This window comes from Belliella alkalica (genome assembly GCF_022549785.1).
GTDB classification, from domain to species: Bacteria; Bacteroidota; Bacteroidia; order Cytophagales; family Cyclobacteriaceae; genus Belliella; species Belliella alkalica.
Genome location: NZ_JAKZGO010000009.1, coordinates 203520 through 225865 on the forward strand (window position 1 = coordinate 203520; position 22346 = coordinate 225865).

Genomic DNA, 22346 nt, shown 5'->3' on the forward strand with positions numbered 1-22346 from the left:
TTCATGTAGTAAAACCAAATAATTAATTAATCAACCGATTACTAAAATCGGAGAGTTGGTTTTTCACAGTAACTAATTTGCTGATATCGTTCCTGTCAAAGTAATTATGGACCTAGGAGGTATATTTAATTGATTGTCAAACAATGAACTGCTTGTTAAATTATTGTTCTGGTCGGTTACATACAACTTTTGCACTGTTAAAGAGCTTTCAATTTGAAGCCTTTCTTCTATTTCTGTATGATTGATTAAAACCACAACAAATTCTCCCTCAGCATCCTGATAAGCTGTGCCTTCAAGCGCTGAATTTTCAAGATTACATTGAATTCTTTGCATTCCAGGGCGTATGAACCTAGAATAGTTGCCAAGTGCCCACATTAATTTAGAATCGTGAAAATCTCCATCTTCTATTAAGCGATCTTCATTGAATAAATCTTTATCATCTCCCGTGTCCAAATAGATCAACCCATCTTTAAAATCAGCTGTAGTCAAGGCTGTCCACCATTGCCAGCTGGAAGCATTTGCTATAGATAAATCAGCGTGAATTACTCGGGCGACATATAATGCAGTTGCCATCCCCAAGTCTCTTTTTTGTCCTCCTCCTATTTCTGGAGATTCTTCAAGAATACAGAATTCAGATTGCCAATAGCGTAATTCATCCACCTCATTTAGTTTATCCCTAAGTGATTTTCTGGTATCAATCAATTTAGAAATAGGCCATGTGGTAAAATAACTATGACCTGTGATCAATTTTTCGACTTGTCCAAAATCGACTAATGATAAAGGACTTGTTTGCTTGAAAAACACATCAACTTGATCTCCAGCTGCAGGCTTATCTTTCTTTTCATACAAATACTCAAGAGATCCCGCCTCACCAACCACAATTTTGGTGTTCAACTTTCTTTTAGAAATTGCATCAGATAGGTATTTAACAAAAAGATAAACCTCCTCATTGGTAGCTGGTGTACCTTCCTGAGATCCTTTAGACCAATCCCACTGTGGTTCATTTACTGGACTGATATAATCAAAACTGTGTCCTAAAGAATCAAAATGAGCCAAAACATGAGTTAGAAATTCGGCATAATCTTGCAGTTTTCCTGGGATGATGTTCATCCTACCATCCTCTGGTATAGAGTATCCAAGTCCATTGAGGGCAAAATGTACAGGAGGGGCAATGGTAAATGCAAGAAACTTTGGAACACCCCTTTTCTTAGCGGCATCAAGAAACCATGCTTGTCCTTCAGCTTTACTCCAATCGTATGTACCATCAGAATTGAGGTATGATTCGGCTCTCCTCCACGGAGAAGGAATTCCTGACTTATCCTTTTGCTCAGTGCTCCCTGCGCCGATATAATACCTCCATAAAGACAAACCTATACCTTTTGGATTCCCTTTTTTATCAAGGTCCATACTGAAAAGCCAATCGGCCATTTGCTCTCTCTTTTCAAGTGGCCAATTCTTACCGACAAATTGCACTCTCCAAGCATCAGACGCCCCAAACCCATCGATGATTTGGTACGTAATGTGTGGATTTAGATCTAATTTTCCTTGTCCTGCCAAAGGTTTGACCCATATTAAACATAAAAGAACAATTGAGATTGTTGTGAATACTTTTCTTACCATTAGTTCAAATTTGAAACAACTGTTAGAATTGACTTTCCAGGCATGATGATCTCCGACTGATCAAATATTACTGGATTCATATTTTGTGAATTTGTAGAAAGGTAAGCTGTCATTTTACCATCTTTGACCAGCATTTCATTTTCTGGACCCTCCAATGCAAATTTTTCTGACTTAGCACCATAATTGACCAAAACCAAGACCAGTTCAGACTGGTTGGGAGACAAATAGGCAGAGACCATTAAATTGGAAGAGGATTCGAGATGTGATGGATAGAGATTGTTTTTTACATCTACACGTTGAAATCCAGGCCTTATAAACCTGCTGAAATGTCCAAGTGTCCAAAGTAACCTTGTGGCTTCAACAGTTCCAGAGTTAGAATTCCTACTTTGGTCGGCGGATCGCCAAGAAAACAATCCAAATCTGTTCTTATGATCCCCAAAATCCGACACACTCAATGCTGTCCAAAAGTTCCACCCAGATGCATTTGAAATCGATACATCCCAATGAATCAATCTGGCTAACCAAAGCATGTAGTCAATTTCCGTCAACTGGCTGATATCCCTTCCCTCTTGGTATTCTTCTCCCAGAAGACTGTATTCAGTTTGCCAAAATTCAGTACCAGTCTGATTTGATTTTTCAAGTATTTTCTCTCTGTTTTCTAAGGCTGATTGCAAAGTTGAATTTGACCAATAGCTATGGCCTGCAGTGATCCTATTTACAGTCGATAAGTTTCCCAAATATGTCTGACTAGAGGTACTCCAAAAAGAGTCAATTTGATTGGAATTGAGCGGGTACTGTCCAACAAAGCTGTGCATTACCTGAAGATCACTTGATTCTGGAATGATCACTTTTGATAAAATATTTTTCTCTTTAAAGCTCAAATCTATTTCCTTTACTAAATCAAAAGCTTCTTGATCGCTACAAAATGTTCCTTCCTGAAAAGCTGTACCTACTTGGTATGACCAATTATACTGCGGTTCGTTTATCGGGCTTATGAAATCTATGGGAATCCCAATAGATTCATGATAAGACACAAATTCTGCAAGGTAATCCGCAAATTCTGAATATTTATCTTCCATGAGATTATATCTAGTCATGCCGGGAGTTGCAAAAGTATATCCATTTTTAGTCATGAAATACGGAGGTGAAGTCACCCAGCCAGTGATATATTCAACGCCATAGTCTTTTGCTTTTGTCATAAACCACCTTGAACCCTGCTGATTATTTTCCCAATCGTAATTGCCATCTGGCAGAAGTGCACAAGAGGTCATTCTAAACCAAGCTTCTTGGTCAAATCCACTAATATCTTGATTTGCGCTTCCACTACCAATGTTTGTTCTCCACATGGATAAACCAATGCCTTTTGGTTTTCCATTTTGGTCAAACTCTCTACTGAACAATGACTCTGAAATCTCTTCACGAATCGCTAAAGGCCAATTTTTACCAATCACTTCAACTGACCAACCATCCGATGCACCAAAGTGGTGCATCGTCTGATATTTCTTAGAAACATCTATGGTAATAGAGTTTTTTACATTTGGATTTTGAAATTGAGGATCATCGGGACTTGTAGGATCATCGTTACATGAACACATACCGATTAATACAATTTTCAAGAAATATTTTAATTTTTTCATCCTACGAATCAATAATTGGGATTTTGAACGATTCTACCATTAGACAACTGAATTTCACTGGTAGGAATTGGCCATAGTAGATGTTTGGATGGGTCAAAAGTTCTTCCTTTGGCCTGATCTTCATTGATATTAGCCAATTCAAAAGAATCATCACTGACTTGGGTATTGTAAACCACGAACGATCCGTTAGGTCCGAAAATAGTGTTGATCACTGGGGTTCCATTGATTTTTTGTCGTCTGATATCATATAGTCGCTGCTGCTCCAAAGCAAGCTCTAGTCTCCTTTCTTTCCAGATAGCATCTCTTAGTGCATCACCAGATAAACTCATGTCGGTTGTCAGATTGACTCTTTGTCTAATAGTGGCTAGTGAATTAAGGGCTTCTGACCGATTACCTATATTAAATGAAGCTTCTGAATGCATCAATATCACATCAGCATAACGCATTAAAATATGATTTAACGGCAGGTTTGTTTGCACATAAGGAATAGCACGGTGTTCCTGTGGTATGTAGAATTTACGGTTTATCCTTCCGGATTTATTGCGATCAGGAGCAGCATTGAAAGACGTCACTTCAGGATCCCCAAATACAGGTTCTCCATGCTTAATGATGGTGCTTCTTAATCTTATGATATCTCCTTCATCCAAAAACGCCTTTTCCAAATGACTTGAAGGAACACCCCAGTTCCAACCACCATCATTTCTAGAACCAGTTGTAACTCCAAAGACACCACCAACTCTAAAAGTAGGATCCGATTTGTATTGTACTTCAAATATAGATTCTATGCCATTGGGATTGGTGACGTTCCAAACCCTAGCAAAATCTGATTCCAATTGATACTGACCTGAATCAATTATCTGCTTAGTTAAAGTAACTACTTCATCCCATCTTTCCTGATAAAGATATACTTTAGCGAGAAAAGCTTGAGCAGCTCCTTTTGTTGCCCTACCCAAATCATTAGATGAGTATTGACTCTTCAATGGCAATCTTTCTATCGCATCAAGAAAATCCTCCTCAATCAGACTATAAACTTCTTGTTCTGAACTTCTTGAATATTTGGTCACATCTGCTTGAAGGAGTTCATCAAATGTTTTTACGATTGGAACTCCTCCGAAATTTTTTACTAGTTCAAAATAAAAGAAGCCCCTAAGAAACTTTGCTTCTCCAATAAGACGATTTTTTAAATCTTCATCAAAATCAACATTTTCGATCTCTTGTATTATCACATTACACTTGGCAATACCCCTAAATTGATAATTCCAGAAAGTTTGGAAATAAGAAGACCCAATGTCTATATTATTGTAATGTGCAATAGAAGTAATATCTGGCCTTGGTTGTTCCGTATTCCCTGCCCAACCGTCATCTGTGGCCATATCAGTAATTTGTCTAAAAAAATTAATTTGCCACCAGTCATTTTCAAGCATATTTGCATACGCACCATTCACAAATGAAACTGCAGCACTTTCACTGTTGAAAATTTCATTCAAGGTTGGAGTAGATCTTGCAGGCTCCTCCAAAAAACTATCGCAGGACATTGCTCCAAAGAGCAAGATTAAACTTAGAAACTTTTTCATGATTTTTTTGGGTTAGAAGTTAAGGTTGAGGCCAATTAGAAAGGTTCGATTCAATGGATACCTTCCAAAGTCAATACCGAGACCATTGATAATCCCGCCACCTGCACTGATTTCTGGGTCAAGCCCAGTATACTTTGTGAAAGTCAACAAATTCTGTCCAGAAACATAAACTCTTAAGGCTCCTGGTAAGAGATCTTTGAAAGTATAACCAAGCTGGATATTTTTCAACCTGAAATATGTTCCATCTTCGACGAAATAATCTGATGACCTCCTGAAATTACCGTTAGGGTCAATATTTGTCAATAGAGGTATAGTAGAATTTGGATTGGTTTCACTCCAAACCTGATCTAGCAGACCTGCTTGGAAATTTGAACTCCCTACTCCAGAAGTAAGAAAATATTTCTGATAATTATATATATCATTGCCAAAAGTACCATACCACTGCATATTGAAATCCCAATTCTTATAACTTGCGTTGGCATTAATTCCAAGGGTGAAATCAGGAAATGGATTCCCAATAAATGTCATATCCTCTTCATTTAGTGCTCCATCATTGTTTTGATCTATAAAAATCAAATCTCCTGGCCTTGCGTTGGGCTGTATCAGGTTTCCATTTGGACCTGTATAACTATTGATTTGCTCTTGGCTGGTAAATAGCCCATTTGTTTGAAAGCCATAAAACATCCCAACCGGCTGACCTATTTCAGATATCTTCAAAAAGTTATTTCCAAACTCTTCACGTCGCTGTGCTAGTAGGCGTTCATTTCCAGGAGCCAATTGGATTGCCTTACTCTCATTGGTGTTTAAAGTAGTCAAAACGTTAAAGTTAAAATCTCCTATGTTTTCTGTGTATTGGATCGAGATATCCAAACCTCTTGATTTAAAACTTCCTACATTTTGAATAATATTTGACGGCACTCCAGTGTATAAAGGTAAAGTGGTAGGAAAAAGTAAATTATTGGAATTCTTATCATACCAGTCCACCGATAGAGTAAGTTTATTGTTAAAAGCAGTAGCTTCTATACCGATATTAATATCTTCTACAGTTTCCCACTGTAGCAGTGGATTGCCAAATTGACCCAATTGATTAGTAATTACTCTATCTCGATTTTGTCCAAACACATAACTGCCAGAATTCACCAGAAACATAAAAGCAGAAGAAGGAATGTTTTGATTTCCTACCTGACCAAAACCGCCTTTAATTTTCAGATTATTTATTGTTTCACTTGTGAAAAAGCTTTCATTCGAGATGTTCCACGCACCAGAAATACTGTAAAAATTCGCCCATCTGTTGTTTGGGGGAAATCGAGATGAACCATCTCTTCGAAAAGATGCGGAAACATAGTATTTATCGTCATAGCCATACATTCCCCTTGCCAAATAAGAAAATAAAGAATTGACAAACTCATTACCATTTGCAGTGATCCTTTCTCCAGTTGTCCCATCCAAAAATTGATTGTTTGGATTATCCAAAATAATATCGCTTCTACTACCCGAGATATAATTGTTTTGGTAATATTCAGCTGTGACACCAGTAGTTACCTTTATGGAATGATTTCCAAAAGACTTATCGAAGTTCAGAAGGTTATTCCACACATAACTAAAATTATTGCTGAAATTTGACCCTACAATACTTTGAGGATTTTCCTCCAAGTTAGGTTCTATGACAAATTGTGGTGAGTAAGAATCATTTCTAGTTTGATCAAAGCTCAACCCCAATCGTGATGAAATTGTCAAATAATCAAATAAATCATATTCCACATTGGTATTGGAAAACATACCAAAAAAATAACTTTTGTTAAATTGTCTAGCTACTGCAGCGACAGGGTTAAAAACAAAATTATTTGATCTATCATAAATACTGTATTGATTTCTGCCAACCCTTTGATCAAAGGGTAAGAAAACAGAGGTTAATGGATCTATCCTAAGGACATTTCCGAGTTGGTTTGGGGTGTTTTCCCAATGTTCATATCGTGGACTTAGATCCTGCTGGATAAAGAGTCTATCGTTTAGGGAAAGGTCAAAATTAAAACGCCCTGTGATTCTTTCATAATAGCCTTTCTGAAGATGGGAATTTGAGCGATGATAGGCTATGCTACTACTATTATTAAGTTTATCAGAACTGGTCTGCATCTGAATATTGTAATCCTGAATAGATGCGAAATCTTGATACACTTCACTCCACCAATCCGTATCCACAGTAATATCTTCGGGGTTGAATATTGCAGGTGAACCATCGTTTGTCAAACGTTGATTCATAACTTGGGCATATTCATTTGCCCCAGCCAAATCAACTCGTTGAAGATTCTTAACTCCAAAAGCACCTGTGGCTGTCACCTTGGTCCCTTTCCCACCTCTTTTTGTTGTGATCAATATAACACCATTAGATGCTCTTGTCCCATAGATGGAGGTCGCAGAACCATCCTTCAAAATCTGTAAATCTTCAATATCAGATGGATTTAAAAAATTAAGGCTAGTTCCCTGAGGTAAAGCTATCCCATCTACCACCAATAGCGGATCAGTTCCTTGGTTCGTTACTATTCCTCTTATCAAAATTGAGGCTGCAGCACCTGGGCCACCTCCATTTGTAATGACCTGTACACCTGATGCTAACCCTTGGAGAGATTCCGAAACATTAGAAACCACCATATTGGTAAGATCCTCTCCTTTCACACTGGCGATTGAAGATGTAATTTCTTTTTTTGTTGCCGATCCGTACCCAATCACAACCAATTCATCCAGGTTATTTATATCTTCTTCGAGCTCAATATTTATTGTTTGCCTGTTTCCTACAGTTATTTCCTGCTTTTTAAATCCGATCATCGAAAATACAAGCACGGGATCATTTCCATTAGCTACTAAATTGAATGCTCCGTTAGTATCACTAACTGTACCATTAGACGAGCCTTTCTCTAAAATGGAAACCCCTATCATAGGCATACCATCGAAGACCACCGTCCCTTTAATTTCTTTCTGTGCAAATACACTGAAGGCACACAGGAAAATCATTAACGTTAATAAATTTTTTTTCATTATTTGGTTATTTGGGGTTAGAATTATGTCATTATAATTTATTCTGTATTTATATTTTCATACACATTTCATCATTTATTTTAAGTTTGTATCAATTTCCTATCCTATCATATTAATAGAAAATTAAATCATAATTCAAGATAAAATGATGTTTTTGCTGAATAAAGACAGATAAATCATTTGTATACATACAAAACTCAAAAAAATATTATTTATCAAAATGGATTAATAATTTAAAAACATGGACATTTATTTTGAATAAAGGTTTTGTTTTAATAGGTTACCATTAATTTAAATACAATTATCAATGGAAACCAACTTCAAATTCCCTGTCAAGTCACAGGAAAGTGAAACACCTGTTTTAAAAAATGGATTTAAAGGTGAAAAAATAAACATTATTCCCAGGAAAACACTCCATAATTATTTTAAAGGATCTCGAAACAGAAACCTCTATTTGACAGATATCGGTTATTTCCCATTGGCTTCTAACCATCAAAGACAAAGGGATAAAGGATGTGGGGAGTATATACTAATATATTGCGTTGAGGGAAAAGGTATAATCAGTTTAAATAACATCAGCAATGAAATTATCCCCAATAGTTTTTTTGTTATCCCGAAAAACGTTCCTCATTCCTATTATTCCAACCCAAAAGATCCTTGGTCAATTTATTGGGTGCATTTTAATGGGAACTATGGTTCTGAGATTTTCAGAAAATTCAATAAACTTAATAATTTTAGACCAGTAAAAATACCTTTTGAACAGAGTAGAATTAATGAATTCAACGAAATCATTGACCTATTATCATATGGTTACAATGATGAGATTTTTGAATATTCATCATTATTACTTCACAAATTTTTAGGCTCTTTTATCTTTTATACCATCACATCAGAAAAGAAAATGAACACAAAAAATGATGATCTGGTAAAGGAAATCATAAATTTTCTAAAAGAAAACATTAACAACACGCTGACCATTGACATGATAACCAATAGATTCAACAAAAGTACTACTTCAATTTTTAATATATTTAAGGCGAAGACTGGATATTCAATTATTCATTACACTAATCTATTAAAAATCCAGCATGCTTGCGAGCTACTCAACTTGACAGAAATGTCAATCAAAGAAATCAGCTACTCGCTCAATTTTCAAGATCCATTGTATTTCTCGAGATTATTTAAAAAATATATGTCAATTTCCCCAAAGGAATATAAAAAAAATAGATAAAGAAACTGAGAATTTGTAACACAAGCTAAGACTGAAATATTTATAAATTAAAAATTTCTTTAACCATCTAAAATCACTCAAATTGATGAAAACACTTCTCTTATTTAACTTAACTATTTTCATGATCTTTTTCATGAGCAAACAATCTTTTTCACAAATCCAGAAAATTAATAAAAAGAACGATTTTTCTGAAATTCCCATGCATATAGATTTAGACTCAATTCTAAATATTCCAGACACTGGTATAATTTTAACAATTGGCCAATCCAATGCTGCAAATTATGGGCAAGGATCCTATGATACCAAATTCATTTCTTATGAGCTAATTGGAGAAAATATTGTAGTAGCCAAGGATCCTTTATCTGGAGCGGATGGAGTTGGAGTAAGTGTATGGACTCGTTTAACTGATAGATTGATTGAAAAGCAAATTTTTAAGAATGTTATTATTATTCCAATTGCCATTGGCTCTACAGAGATCAGCTGCTGGTCTAAAGGAGAGTGTAATAAAAAATTGACAGGAGTTTTGTCCAAGATTGATAAATTAAAATTAAAGGTAAATTATATCATTTGGCACCAAGGCGAATCAGACAATCTGGCGAACACTTCATTAAAAGAATATAAAAACAACCTTACTTTAATCAAAAGACAAATAGATGAAAGTATCGGAAACACTCCAATAATTGTCTCTATTGCAAGTTATCATCCGGCTATGATTGGATTAAAGGAATTCGGAACAGATGAAGTAATCCGAAAGGCTCAGACTTCCTTTATAATGGAAAATAATAACACCATAAAAGGACCCGATACAGACCTTTACGACAAAATATACTATCGGCATGATGGTGTTCACTTTTCCAAGCTTGGATTAGATGTTTTTGCAGATGATCTTTTTGAAATAATTATGAAATCAGAAAAGAGAATACGGCAAAACAGTTCTTTCAAGTAAAAGAACACTCGTAAATGAAAATAAAAAGCTGAACAATACTTCGAACTTGGGAAAGTTGAATTTTCAATTGAATGTTTTTTTTGAATGTATCAATTAAAAATGATTCTCCATAAATCTATCAATTTTGTCCATATCTATTTATTTACTTTTTGCAAATTTTGCATATACCCAAAATAAATAAGTACGATATAATGAAAAAGAAAATATTAAATCAATTTTGGTTACAAAAACCAAATAGTAATTTGTTTTTTTTAATTTTTTACATCTTCTTTTTTCAATCCTGTAAATCTAAAATCAAAGGGCTGGATATTTCAGGCGAGTGGAGGTTAGCCTATGGAGTTAGCGTTGATTCGGTGGAAAAAATAAGTTTTGATAAATCCATATTGTTGCCTGGCTCCCTACAGGAACAAAAATTCGGTTACAAAATTGATCTTAATACCAAATGGACGGGGCAAGTAGTTGACAGTTCTTGGTATTCCTCTCCCAATTACGAACGGTATAGAAAGGATGACGTCAAAGTTCCTTTTTGGCTAAATCCAGATAATGTATTCGTAGGGGAAGCTTGGTATCAAAAAGAAATTAATATTCCGAAGGACTGGAAGGAAAAGGAGTTGGTTCTTTTCTTGGAAAGGGCACATTGGGAGACAACAGTTTATCTCAATAATAAAAAGCTAGGGACTGAAAATTCATTATCAACCCCACACACTTACTTATTGACTGACTTTCAACCTGGGAAAAACTTACTTACCATCAAAGTCGACAATTCAATGATTATCCCTGTTGGGGTCAATGCTCACAGTGTCTCTGATCATACACAAACCAACTGGAATGGCATTATTGGTGAGATGAAGATCTTTCCCAAAAAAAACATTCAAATTGAACACCTCTATATCAAACCAAGCTTCGAAAACAATGAAGTGTACATAAAATCAACTATACTCAACCAATCAGATGCACCAGTAAATGGAGACTTGAAAATTAATGTGATAGACAAAAATAGTCAAAAAATCATCAAAGAATTAGACTATCCTCTTGCTTTAACCCAAGGTAAAAACATTTTTGAGTACAATATTTTGTTTGATGACAACCTTAATGTCTGGAATGAATTTACACCTAATTTATATGAGCTCAAATGCACTTTAAATTATGCTCAAGAAAAATCTGAGAAATCTGAGACTTTTGGAATGAGAGATATAAAGACCTCTGGCCGGGCAATTCTTAATAACAACACACCCATCTTTTTGAGGGGAACTCTTGAAAGTGGGATTTTTCCATTAACGGGATATCCATCTATGGATGAAGCTTACTGGAAAAAAATTTACAGACAATTGAAGGCTCATGGTTTAAATCACATAAGATTCCATTCCTGGTGTCCTCCAAAAATAGCTTTTCAGGTTGCAGATCAAGAGGGGGTTTATTTGCAAGTTGAAAGCGGCGTCTGGGGTACTGTAGGAACAGGAAGCCCACTTGATGAATGGTTGTATGATGAAACTGAAAAAATCCTCAATACTTATGGCAATCATCCCTCTTTTATTGCATTAATGCATGGAAACGAGCCTCAGGGAAAATCTGTCGATTATTTAACCGAACTAGTGGATCACCATAAGCAATTAGATGGAAGACATTTATATTCTAGTGGAGCAGGATGGCCTTACATACCAAATGCAGACTTTTTTAGTACTCACGCCCCGAGGCTTCACCAATGGGGAGATAACCTAAATAGCATCTTAAACAATACACCTCCATCGACTAATTTTGATTTTGAAGAGCTAATTAAGAATGTATCAATGCCATCCATTAGTCATGAGATCGGTCAGTGGTGTGTCTATCCCAACTATGATGAAATAAAAAAATACACTGGCTTGTTAAAAGCAAAAAACTTTGAAATTTTCCAAGAAACCTTAAGACTTAAGGGAATGTCGCATCTTAGTCAGGATTTCATGATGGCTTCTGGTAAATTACAGGCCTTATCTTACAAAGCAGAGATAGAAGCTGCTTTACGTACAGAAGAATTTTCAGGTTTTCAGCTATTAGATCTTCATGACTTTCCTGGTCAGGGCACTGCACTAGTAGGTGTTTTAGATGCTTTTTGGGATTCTAAAGGATACATTACAGCAGATGAGTATAGTCAGTTTTCAAATTCAACTGTCCCCTTGGCTAGATTCAACAAATTTATCTGGGAGTCTGGTGAGACATTTACTTCTGCTATCGAAGTTTCGCACTTTGGACAAACAAAGCATAATAACATTCAGCTTAACTGGAAGGTAATGTCTTTAGAAGGAGAGCTGATAAATGAAGGTAGCTTAAAAGGAGATTTGGAATTCAAAAACAAAAACCAGTTTGGTGAAATCGAATGGACTACACCTGAAGTCGTAAAAGGTCAGCAATACAAATTCATTTTGGAAATTCCTGAACTCAAAAAAATAAACAGCTGGGATTTATGGATATTTCCTAAACCATCGATGATAATTCCAAAGAAAACTCATCATACTCACCATTTTGATGAAAAGGCAAAAGCCATCTTGAAAAGTGGTGGAAAAGTGCTTTTAACAGTTGCAGAAGAATCTTTAAAACCTGAATATGGAGGAGATATAAAAGTAGGATTTTCTCCAATTTTTTGGAACACCGCCTGGACTTTGAAGCAAGCACCCCATACTCTTGGAATATTTCTAGATCCGAAACATCCAGTTTTTAAGAATTTTCCTACCTCCTATCATAGTAATTACCAATGGTGGGATATCATTAATGGATCAAGTGCATTAAATCTAGATACCTTTGACCATCAATACATGCCTATCATTCATTTTATTGATGATTGGTTTACCAACAGAAAGCTATCCCTGTTAACAGAAGTGAAGGTGGGAGATGGTTCCTTACTGATTTGCGGCAAAAGCATTGATGAAAATACTGACAATTTAGTACAGAACTATTTTCTGAAATCCTTGCTAGACTATATGGATTCTGAGGACTTTGATCCAAGTTATAATTTAGAGGAAAATCAAATAGAGATGTTATTCAAACGGTAAATACAGACCGAAGACTTCTCAATCCTTAAATGAAAAAAAAAAATCTATCATTTTGGTTTATAAAAATAACAAGCCATTTAATTTATCTGAAAAATGAAAAACCATTATTGTATACCTAAGAATTTTTATGCTTTAAGGTTCAAATCAATCTTTTACTTTATGTTGACATTTTTTTTTATGCATGAAAATGTCATGTCCCAAAATCTTAAATTGATTTATGAAAGTCCCGCAGATCCTTTGGCTAAAGATTACCCTTGGGAATGGAGAGATGATAAAGAATGGCTTAAAGCGCTTCCAATAGGAAATGGATTTCTAGGGGGGATGATATTCGGGGGAGTTCATGAAGAAAGAATACAACTGAGTGAGCATAGCATGTGGTCTGGTTCACCTCAGGTTAGTGACAACCCCAATGCTATATTATATCTTGATAGTATCAGAACTTTACTATTCGATGGAAAGTATGCCGAGGCAACGCAAATGGCTAACAAGACACAGATTGCAGAAGGAAAAGGCTCAGATTTCGGAAATGGTGCCAAGTCCCAATTTGGAAGTTTTCAAAAACTTGGTGATTTATGGTTGTCTGTAGATCATTCAGTCGAGGGAGAAATAGAAAACTACAATCGTGAGTTGGATTTGAGTACCGGAATAGTAAGTGTAACCTATAGCATCAAAGATGTTAATTATTTCAGGGAGTACTTCTGCAGCTATCCTGATCAGGTGATGGTAATGAGATTAACTTCAGACAAACCAAATGCATTTTCCTTAAAGGCCAAGTTAGACAGACCAGAAAGATTCCATTCTACATTTGACGGGAATGATTTGATTATTGAGGGAGCTTTGGATAATGGACTCGGAGAAGATGGTCTTTCTTATCAAGGTAGGCTTCGAATAATGAATACTAGTGGTAATATTTACAATAACGACACTTCTATTTCTACCAAGAAAACAGATGACGTAGTACTAATTTTTGGAGCTGACACAGATCATCTCCTCGAATACCCATCGTACAATTCTAATCTTGATTTTCAAACCATAATCAAAGACAGAATAGATAAAGCAAGTCAGAAAAAATATTGTGAGTTAATGAATATTCATATGATGGATCATTCAAACCTATTCGATAGGGTAAAATTCAATCTGAATACAGGAAGAGATGGCATAGAAACAGAATCGATGCTGGAAAATTTTAAAAATGGAAATCGTAATCCCCATCTATATGAGCTATTATTCCAATACGGAAGGTATCTATTAATTGCATCGTCTCGGCCTGGTTCATTGCCTGCTAACCTCCAAGGAGTTTGGACTAATAAACTTCAAAGCCCTTGGAATGGAGATTACCACACGGATGTCAATCTAGAAATGAACTACTGGCCAACCGAAGTCACTAATTTACCAGAGCTACACACCCCATTGTTTGACTTAATCAAATCTTTAGTAGAACCTGGTCGAAAAACAGCGCAAGTGCACTATCAAGCAAATGGCTGGATTGTGCATCCAATCACCAATATCTGGGGGTATACTTCTCCGGGAGAAGAAGCCGCTTGGGGTATGCATACAGGAGCAACTGCATGGATTAGCCAGCATATTATGGAACATTATAGATTTACTCAGGACATTGATTTCCTAAAAAATATGTATTCTGTTCTTGAAGAGGCAACTGAGTTTTATCTAGACTGGTTAGTTAAAGATCCTGTGACTGGTTTTTATGTATCAGGCCCCGCTGTATCTCCAGAGAATTCCTTTATAGCTAAAGATGGGACCATAGCTCAAATTAGCATGGGACCCACCCATGACCATCAAGTAATCAGAAGACTTTTCAAAGATTACTTGGAGAGTTCGACTATTTTAAATATTCAAAATCAGGTAACTTTAAATGTGGGAGCAGTGCTTGCCATAATTGCTGAAAATAAAATAGGAAAAGATGGGCGATTGATGGAATGGTCTGAAGATTTTGAAGAAGCAGAGCCTGGCCATAGACATATTTCTCATTTATTCGACTTACATCCTGGAAATGAAATTTCCCCATTATTTACTCCTCAACTTGCCGATGCTGCCGAAAAATCAATTGAGACTCGACTAAAAAACGGAGGTGGAAACACGGGATGGAGCGCCACTTGGCTAGTAAGTCAATTTGCAAGACTTTATAAAGGTGAGCAAGCAATTGAAAATCTAAATACCGTTATTGCGAACAGTACTGCCCCAAATCTTTTTGGATATTACCCACCTTTTCAGATGGATGCAAATTTCGGTATAACAGCAGGAATAGCAGAAATGCTACTTCAAAGCCATACAACCGATGATCAAGGATATCATATTATTCACTTGCTACCTGCTTTACCAGACAGCTGGCCAAATGGGGAAATATGTGGGCTAAAAGCAAGAAGTGGTGTCGAGGTAAATCTAAAATGGAAAGATGGTAAGTTAGAAATTGCTGAATTAACAAGTAAATCTGGACTTCCTTTCAAATTATTTTACAAAGGAAAAATAAAAATTATTAATCCCAATGTAAATGAAAAGTACAAAATTAAAAGTACCCTATTAGAAGCGTCCAAAAATAATATAGAATAGTTAGTCTATGTTTAAAAAAAGAATGTAATCATGAATATCAATTTAAATTCTGTTTAGGGTGAAATTTGATGTTTCATAAATAAGAATATTTGCCCCTTCCCTGTTTTACAACTATTTATTTTATACAAAACGTCATTTTGATTATTAAAAATGGATATTAAACTATGTTAAAAAAAATTAGGGCTTGCTGAAAAAGTCTCAGGTATGGCAGATTCAAAGCGGGCGAATGAAGATGTATACGTATACTCCGATTGAACCCAATGAAGAAAATGGTATGCCTGATTATTGCCAAAAAATTTCGAGTTTAGAAATTTTTAAGAGCACGAATATCAAACTGGATCATTGAATATGCTTGCACCTGCTTAAAAAGACAATACTTATTCAATAGCGTACTCATAAAATTTTAAGAATTTATTCTCCAGTTGGCGTTTTTCAGCACATCCTAACATTATCGATTTAGAATCAATCTTGTAGAATGTACTTTGCGAGTAACTTCAAAGACAATCAGCCTATTCCGAAACCTTTGAGGTGCTGATTTTCTCTCTCAAGATGCAAATTGTGCATGAAGCCAGCGTAAAATATTAAATAATTACAAACCTATTAGATCTATGAAGTTTTCATTTGAAGAGCACAGCCACCGAAGGTTCAATCCATTTACAGGCTCCTTTGTTCAAGTTTCCCCACATCGCTCCAAAAGACCATGGCAAGGACAGCAAGAGAGGGTAATAAAATCTGAGCAGGTAACTTATGACCCTGAATGCTTCTTATGCCCAAGCAACACTAGAGTAGGCGGAGAGGTAAACCCAGATTATAAAAACACCTTTGTTTTTACCAATGACTTTGGGGCATTGACACAAGATATTCCAAGTGGTGAGTATGAAGATGGTGATTTTTTCATAGCAAAAAGTGAAAGAGGGATTTGCAAAGTGATTTGTTTTTCTCCAGATCATTCCAAAACCATACCGCAACTATCCCAAGAAGAAGTGTTTGAAGTGGTAAAAACATGGCAGAGGGAATATTTGGAACTTTCCAAGCTTGATTTTATCAATTATGTCCAAATTTTCGAAAACAAAGGAGAAGTGATGGGATGTTCAAATCCACACCCTCATGGTCAGATTTGGGCACAAGAAAGTATTCCCGATGAACCCTTGAAAAAGCAACAAAGCTTCTCTTCTTATTTTCTCAAAAATGGTGAAAACATGGTGTCGGCTTACTTGAACGCAGAACTCAAAAAGTCAGAGAGAATCATATATCAAAATGAGCATTTTGTGGTCTTAGTCCCATTTTGGGCTGCTTGGCCATTTGAGGCCATGATAGCACCAAAGAAGGCTATATCAAGTATTGCCAAGATGTCGGATGAAGAGATGGCCTCTTTGGCTGATGCTTATAGGGTTTTGACCATAAAATACGACAACTTGTTTGAAGTGTCTTTTCCTTATTCTGCAGGGATACATCAAGCGCCTACAGATGAACAAGATCATCCTGAATGGGGTCTACACATGGTGTTTTATCCTCCATTGTTGAGGTCAGCTACTGTCAAAAAGTTTATGGTAGGATATGAGATGCTAGCCAATCCACAAAGAGACCTTACCGCTGAAAAGTCTGCTGGAATATTAAGAGATTTATAATTCTGATGATTATAGGGGATGGTGTTTTTGACGGTGAGGTTTTTGAAAAGACTTACAAAACAAGATTCAAATGAAATACCTAAAGCGTTGTAAAGTTGACATTTGCAGGAGGGTGATATATGAACAGCTTGGAAATATGAGGGTTATAACTAAATAGGGTCTGTTGAAAAATTGAAGCAACCAATTTAGTGAAAATTAGCCTAAACATGACTCTGAGCTACTTTCAGATAGGTTTCCTTTGTATTCTCACGGTAAGGCCTAGGGTTTTTGCAATGGTGTTAATCTAAGATATCCTCCAATATTTTCCTGGCCTTGTTGAGCAGACCTATATCGGTGGGATAGGCAATATCCTACGGGCTGATAGAAGCACAAAAGATGAGCTCATCCTTGTGTTTTACACCTTCTCCTCCCGTTGGGCAGTTATCCTTTTTATCTATATCCGGATTTGCAGATGATCTTTCCATCGAAAAGCCATGTATCTTTTCATTCATCTCTGCGATAAGCTCCAAACTCAGCCACTCTCTGATATCCAAAAACAGGGATGGGGCATAAGTGGCTTCTTTGATATAGGAACTGTAGCCAGGAGGATGCTGTAAAAACATATTCTCTTTATCCGGGAAACTATCTCTTTGTCATCAAGAAGGCTTTAAGATTAAATTATATTACCGAAAATTAACCTATTTATATTCAATAATTCTTAAATGTTTATTAGAAAAACATAATTTAAAATCGGTGCTTCTAACAGAAATAATTTAAAATCATTATGAAAAAAACTGTTACTCAAATATTACTATTCTTTGTCTTACTTCAAGGAGCATATTCCCAACAAAATTGGCAAGCATATTGGATAACACACAAAGACTCAATCAGCCAAACAAATTCATGGTATTGCTTTAGAAAAGATTTCAAATTAGATAATCCTCCATCAAGTGTCCTGGCAAAGATTGCCATAGACACAAAGTATTGGCTGTGGATTAATGGGGAGCTAGTGGTATTTGAAGGTGGTTTGAAAAGAGGACCAAGTCCAACAGGCACCTATTTTGATGAAGTTCAGATTGGGAAATATCTTGTTGAAGGCTCAAATACGATAGCTATTTTAGGTTGGTACATGGGTAAGGATGGGTTTTCTCATGTTGATAGTGGGAGATTCGGATTATACTTTGAGGCTGACCTTTCAGAAAATTTGTTGATCAGTGATGGTTCATGGAAATACATAGCTCACCCAGCTTATGAAACCTGCCCTCCACCATTAGCTAATTATAGACTATCAGAATCAAGTATCAGGTTTGATGCTCGAAATGATTTGGGTGAGTGGTATCAACCAGCTTATGCCATCAGTTCATGGTCAAATGCTATTGAACTCGGCGAAGCACCTTTGGAACCATGGAATGATCTGCACAGAAGACCAATACCTCAATGGAAAAACTCAGGCATAATAGCATATAAGAATCAACATGAATTTCCTCTTCTCGTTAAAAACGACACGACAATTATATGTGAACTCCCTTCAAACATTCAAATTACACCCTATTTAAAGGTTGAAGCAGATACAGAAGGAGAAATAATTGAAATGAAAACAGAAACTTTTTATGGTGGTGGTCCTCCGAATATATATGCACAATATGTGATAAAAAAAGGAGTACAAGAGTATGAAAGCTTTGGATGGATGAATGGACATAACGTGATTTATAAAATTCCAGCAGGAGTAAAAATTATTGATCTTAAATATCGTGAGACAGGATATGATACGGAGTTTTCTGGAAGCTTTACCAGCTCCAATGAATTTCTAAATAAGATATGGCAAAAATCATTACGTACATTATACTTGACCATGCGTGATACTTATATGGATTGTCCAGATAGAGAACGAGCTCAATGGTGGGGAGATGTTGTGAATGAATCAGGTGAAGCATTTTTTGCACTTGATACTGCTAGTCACTTGTTACAGAAAAAGGGGATGTATGAACTTATCTCATGGCAAAAGCAAGATAGTACACTATTCTCTCCTATTCCAGCAGGCAATTGGGATAAAGAATTGCCCATACAGATGCTTACCAGTGTTGGCTACTATGGCTTCTATAACTATTACTTGAACACAGGAGACTTAGCAACCATTTCAGACCTTTACCCAGGAGTAAAGAAATACTTAGGGGTGTGGAAACAGGATGCTGATGGAGCTGTTTTATTAAGAGAAGGAGGTTGGCTATGGGGTGATTGGGGTGAAAACAAAGATCTTCAACTTTTGACAAATGGATTTTATTACTTAGCCCTGAAAGGGGCACTCAAAATGGCTGAAGCCTTGGGAATATGTGATGATGTCACTTTGTATGAAACCAAAATGAAATTGTTAAAAGATAATTTTAATTCTAGATATTGGACAGGTTCTGGATATCGTCATCCAGACTATAAAGGCGAAACTGATGATCGGTCTCAGGCTGTGGCAGTAGTTTCTGGAATAGCTGAAGCGGATAAATATCCTGTGTTATTCGAAGTCTTTAAGCGGGAGGAACATGCTAGTCCCTACATGGAAAAATATGTCTTAGAAGCCTTGTTCCAAATGGGGATGGTTGATTATGCACTAGAGAGAATGGAAAAGCGATTTGGTCCTATGGTAGAAAACCCTGATTATGACACCTTGTTTGAAGGCTGGAACATTGGTGATCCAGCATATGGGGGAGGTACTACAAATCATGCTTGGAGTGGTGGAGCTTTGACAATTTTGTCTCAATATTTATGTGGAATATCACCTTTGGAACCTGGTTATAAAAACTTTCAAATTGTTCCAAATCCAGGGTCAGTTCAATTAGCATCAGCTGAAGCCACTACCGTTAAAGGATTGGTGAAAAGTAATTTTGAAAATAAGGAGCATGAGTTTTTACTTGAAGTTAGCATTCCTAAAGGTACTGATGCAGTCGTGGGAATTCCCTTTGAGAGGGATTACACTGAAATTAAACTCGGTAACAAAACCATTTGGAAATCAGGAAAACCTAGAAAAAGTAACAAAGCAAGGTTTGTCGAAAAAAATGGAAGTCACCTCTTGTTTGAAGTAAAACCTGGAAACTATAGGTTTACAGCTATCAAAATTTAAAAGCTTGTTTGTAATGTCTAAAAATTAACTTTTCAACTTTCAGTAAAAAAAATACAGATAGAGGTCACCCAAGCACTGAATTTCACAAAACAGGAAATACATATCAATATTACATATGGAAATCATCAATTAAACACTGATAAAATGAAGATTAAATTGTTTTATATAATATTATCCTTGTTGCTTCTCAGCTGCGATTATTTTTACCAAAAACAAATAGGAGAATTCTATTTCCTTCGGGCAGTCAATTCTCCGGTTACAATGAGTATTGGTTTTGGAACTTCGGAAATAAATGAGGGTTTAATAAATCAAACTGTGTTCGAAGTACATTGGAACGAAGAGTATATCTTGGCAAAAAGACATCCATCCCAAGGAGTCAACGTGGGGGATATTGATAGAGATCAGGTAGATTATTATATAATCAAAAAAGTTGATTTTGGAGATAAAAGAGCCACTGAATATGTAGAAGGCCCCTTAAGTAAAGGTGATTATTCAAAAAGAATATTTGAACTAGAACTTGACGAAGTGGATATGTATTCGCTAATATTTGATGATCTAAAATAGAACTGGAGAAAGTAGGCTAAGTTATTATGTCTATGAGGTTAGGATGCATGATCTTAGCATAGAGAGAGGGGGAGTTGTTGACCCATTAGCAGATCAAATGCGAAGACATTCCCCTTACAACTATGCTTTTGATAACCCAATAAGATTTATTGATCCAGATGGGATGGCTCCTGAGGATTGGGTCCGAAGAAAAGACGGATCAATTTATAATGATGAAAACGCAAAATCTCAAGAAACCACTAAAAAAGACGAGGAATATTTGGGGAAATCTGGTATAGGCATAGATGAAAAGACAGGAAATACCTTGCTATACAATCCGGATGGCTCTATAGATCAAGGAATAATGTCCTTGGAAGAATTTACAGTTGAGGGGAATCAAACTGACCATGAAAAAACGATGAGTAACCCAGTTGTTAAAAACATGATAGCAAATAGCGAACGAATAAAAAGCGAAATATTACCTTTTGTTAGACACATGCCAAGAAGTACAATTGACGGTGTTGGATACACTGGTGCTGGTATAACAGTGGTTGGAGTAATAATAACACCATTTGTACCTCCTATTGGCTTAAGTTTAGTTGGTGTTGGTGGATCCGTTTCGACAGTTGCTGGCTCAGCTAGTACATTAATGTATTTTGCAGAAGGGAAACCTGTAAGAGCATCAATTGAAGGATCCTTAGTACTCACAGGAGCTGCTAGCGGGATATACCTTAAAAGCTTAGCCGCCCCAGCAAGAGGTTTAATTAATTCAACTACTGATCTACCAATTTTACAAGGTTTTAAAAATACTTCATTGGACATTATAAACATCACAATTCTTCCCAATATTAAATAAAAATTCAAATGGTTATAATTTTTGCTTTGATTTTAATTATCACAGGGGTTTTCCTTCTTCTAAGAAATAAAAAAAAACACCTACAACAAGAAGATATTCTTTTGATAGAATTTCAATATAAAATTATGATTTACATGTTGATTGGAGGAGGAATTGTAGTTTTGGTTAGAGAATTGATTTTATTGATTTTTTAATTTGTTAGACAGTAATAAGAAAGAATTAAAACCTAAACTATAAGTAATTCTTGGGAATTATTAGGGAATTAGTTATAATTTAATTCAACGATAAGTCGTTTCTTATATAACTTGGAGTTTTGGTTCTGCAGCAATTGATGTCGGGATGGTTGCTTTAGGTAGTGCAGGGTCATCAGGACTTAAGGTTCTCAAAAATAGACAGTTTATAAACACTACAGATGAGACGGTATTAAGGTCTATATATAATACTTCAATAGATATTCTTGGGATTGGCATAGTTCCTACAGTTAAAAAATAATGATGATTTTTATAGGCTTATTAATTTTCATTTTGGGTTTATATCTCTACTTTCGGATCATCAGAAGAGATAAGGTAGGTATTCATAAGTTTAATTCTGAATAT

General features: G+C 35.9%; 13 protein-coding genes. 8 read left to right on the forward strand and 5 right to left on the reverse strand.

Annotated elements, in window-relative coordinates; all coding sequences use genetic code 11:
• Positions 1–72: 72 nt before the first annotated feature.
• From MM213_RS12760 to MM213_RS12775, 4 genes are read right to left on the reverse strand one after another with little or no spacing between them, the layout of a single operon-like run.
• Positions 73–1620: a glycoside hydrolase gene (locus MM213_RS12760; protein WP_241412774.1), complete on the reverse strand. Its 1548-nt coding sequence runs from the start codon at positions 1618–1620 to the stop codon at positions 73–75.
• Positions 1620–3257, reverse strand: a complete 1638-nt coding sequence (locus MM213_RS12765; RefSeq protein WP_241412775.1) for a glycoside hydrolase — start codon at positions 3255–3257, stop codon at positions 1620–1622. The genes MM213_RS12760 and MM213_RS12765 overlap by 1 nt, the downstream gene beginning before the upstream one ends.
• An 8-nt stretch (positions 3258–3265) precedes the next feature.
• Positions 3266–4831 carry a RagB/SusD family nutrient uptake outer membrane protein gene (locus MM213_RS12770; RefSeq protein WP_241412777.1) on the reverse strand — a complete coding sequence of 522 codons (1566 nt, stop codon included), beginning with the start codon at positions 4829–4831 and terminating at the stop codon, positions 3266–3268.
• Positions 4832–4843: 12 nt separating this feature from the next.
• The gene (locus MM213_RS12775) at positions 4844–7864 is read right to left on the reverse strand and encodes a SusC/RagA family TonB-linked outer membrane protein (protein ID WP_241412778.1); all 3021 of its coding nucleotides are present in this window, start codon (positions 7862–7864) and stop codon (positions 4844–4846) included.
• 307 nt (positions 7865–8171) lie between these two features.
• Here MM213_RS12775 and MM213_RS12780 point away from each other — a divergent pair, with 307 nt between their 5' ends.
• From MM213_RS12780 to MM213_RS12800, 5 genes are all read left to right on the forward strand, one after another.
• A complete protein-coding gene (locus MM213_RS12780) occupies positions 8172–9095 on the forward strand; it encodes an AraC family transcriptional regulator (RefSeq protein WP_241412780.1) in 924 nt (307 codons plus the stop codon).
• Between the two features lie 85 nt (positions 9096–9180).
• Positions 9181–10041, forward strand: a complete 861-nt coding sequence (locus MM213_RS12785; protein ID WP_241412781.1) for a sialate O-acetylesterase — start codon at positions 9181–9183, stop codon at positions 10039–10041.
• 191 nt (positions 10042–10232) lie between these two features.
• On the forward strand, positions 10233–13067 hold the full coding sequence (locus tag MM213_RS12790; protein ID WP_241412782.1) for a DUF8487 domain-containing protein: 2835 nt from the start codon (positions 10233–10235) through the stop codon (positions 13065–13067).
• Positions 13068–13226: 159 nt separating this feature from the next.
• The gene (locus tag MM213_RS21065; protein ID WP_241412783.1) at positions 13227–15635 is read left to right on the forward strand and encodes a glycoside hydrolase family 95 protein; all 2409 of its coding nucleotides are present in this window, start codon (positions 13227–13229) and stop codon (positions 15633–15635) included.
• Positions 15636–16243: 608 nt separating this feature from the next.
• Complete coding sequence (locus MM213_RS12800; protein WP_241412784.1) at positions 16244–17263, forward strand: UDP-glucose--hexose-1-phosphate uridylyltransferase; 1020 nt, start codon at positions 16244–16246, stop codon at positions 17261–17263.
• 350 nt (positions 17264–17613) lie between these two features.
• Here the strand turns inward: MM213_RS12800 and MM213_RS12805 are convergent, their stop codons facing one another.
• Entirely contained in the window at positions 17614–17865 is a 252-nt protein-coding gene (locus MM213_RS12805) for a hypothetical protein (RefSeq protein WP_241412785.1), read from the reverse strand.
• A gap of 161 nt (positions 17866–18026) precedes the next feature.
• Between MM213_RS12805 and MM213_RS12810 the strand changes: the two genes are divergently transcribed.
• From MM213_RS12810 to MM213_RS12820, 3 genes are all read left to right on the forward strand, one after another.
• Entirely contained in the window at positions 18027–20351 is a 2325-nt protein-coding gene (locus MM213_RS12810; RefSeq protein WP_241412786.1) for an alpha-L-rhamnosidase-related protein, read from the forward strand.
• A 144-nt stretch (positions 20352–20495) separates the two neighbouring features.
• A complete protein-coding gene (locus tag MM213_RS12815) occupies positions 20496–20915 on the forward strand; it encodes a DUF3997 domain-containing protein (protein ID WP_241412788.1) in 420 nt (139 codons plus the stop codon).
• Between the two features lie 43 nt (positions 20916–20958).
• Positions 20959–21750: a hypothetical protein gene (locus tag MM213_RS12820; RefSeq protein ID WP_241412790.1), complete on the forward strand. Its 792-nt coding sequence runs from the start codon at positions 20959–20961 to the stop codon at positions 21748–21750.
• Positions 21751–22346: the final 596 nt, after the last annotated feature.

Coding starts and splice junctions, on each gene's coding strand:
- MM213_RS12760 (WP_241412774.1), bottom strand. CDS start 1,620: ATGGTAAGAAAAGTATTCACAACAATCTCAATTGTTCTTTTATGTTTA.
- MM213_RS12765 (WP_241412775.1), bottom strand. CDS start 3,257: ATGAAAAAATTAAAATATTTCTTGAAAATTGTATTAATCGGTATGTGT.
- MM213_RS12770 (WP_241412777.1), bottom strand. CDS start 4,831: ATGAAAAAGTTTCTAAGTTTAATCTTGCTCTTTGGAGCAATGTCCTGC.
- MM213_RS12775 (WP_241412778.1), bottom strand. CDS start 7,864: ATGAAAAAAAATTTATTAACGTTAATGATTTTCCTGTGTGCCTTCAGT.
- MM213_RS12780 (WP_241412780.1), top strand. CDS start 8,172: ATGGAAACCAACTTCAAATTCCCTGTCAAGTCACAGGAAAGTGAAACA.
- MM213_RS12785 (WP_241412781.1), top strand. CDS start 9,181: ATGAAAACACTTCTCTTATTTAACTTAACTATTTTCATGATCTTTTTC.
- MM213_RS12790 (WP_241412782.1), top strand. CDS start 10,233: ATGAAAAAGAAAATATTAAATCAATTTTGGTTACAAAAACCAAATAGT.
- MM213_RS21065 (WP_241412783.1), top strand. CDS start 13,227: ATGTTGACATTTTTTTTTATGCATGAAAATGTCATGTCCCAAAATCTT.
- MM213_RS12800 (WP_241412784.1), top strand. CDS start 16,244: ATGAAGTTTTCATTTGAAGAGCACAGCCACCGAAGGTTCAATCCATTT.
- MM213_RS12805 (WP_241412785.1), bottom strand. CDS start 17,865: ATGTTTTTACAGCATCCTCCTGGCTACAGTTCCTATATCAAAGAAGCC.
- MM213_RS12810 (WP_241412786.1), top strand. CDS start 18,027: ATGAAAAAAACTGTTACTCAAATATTACTATTCTTTGTCTTACTTCAA.
- MM213_RS12815 (WP_241412788.1), top strand. CDS start 20,496: ATGAAGATTAAATTGTTTTATATAATATTATCCTTGTTGCTTCTCAGC.
- MM213_RS12820 (WP_241412790.1), top strand. CDS start 20,959: ATGCATGATCTTAGCATAGAGAGAGGGGGAGTTGTTGACCCATTAGCA.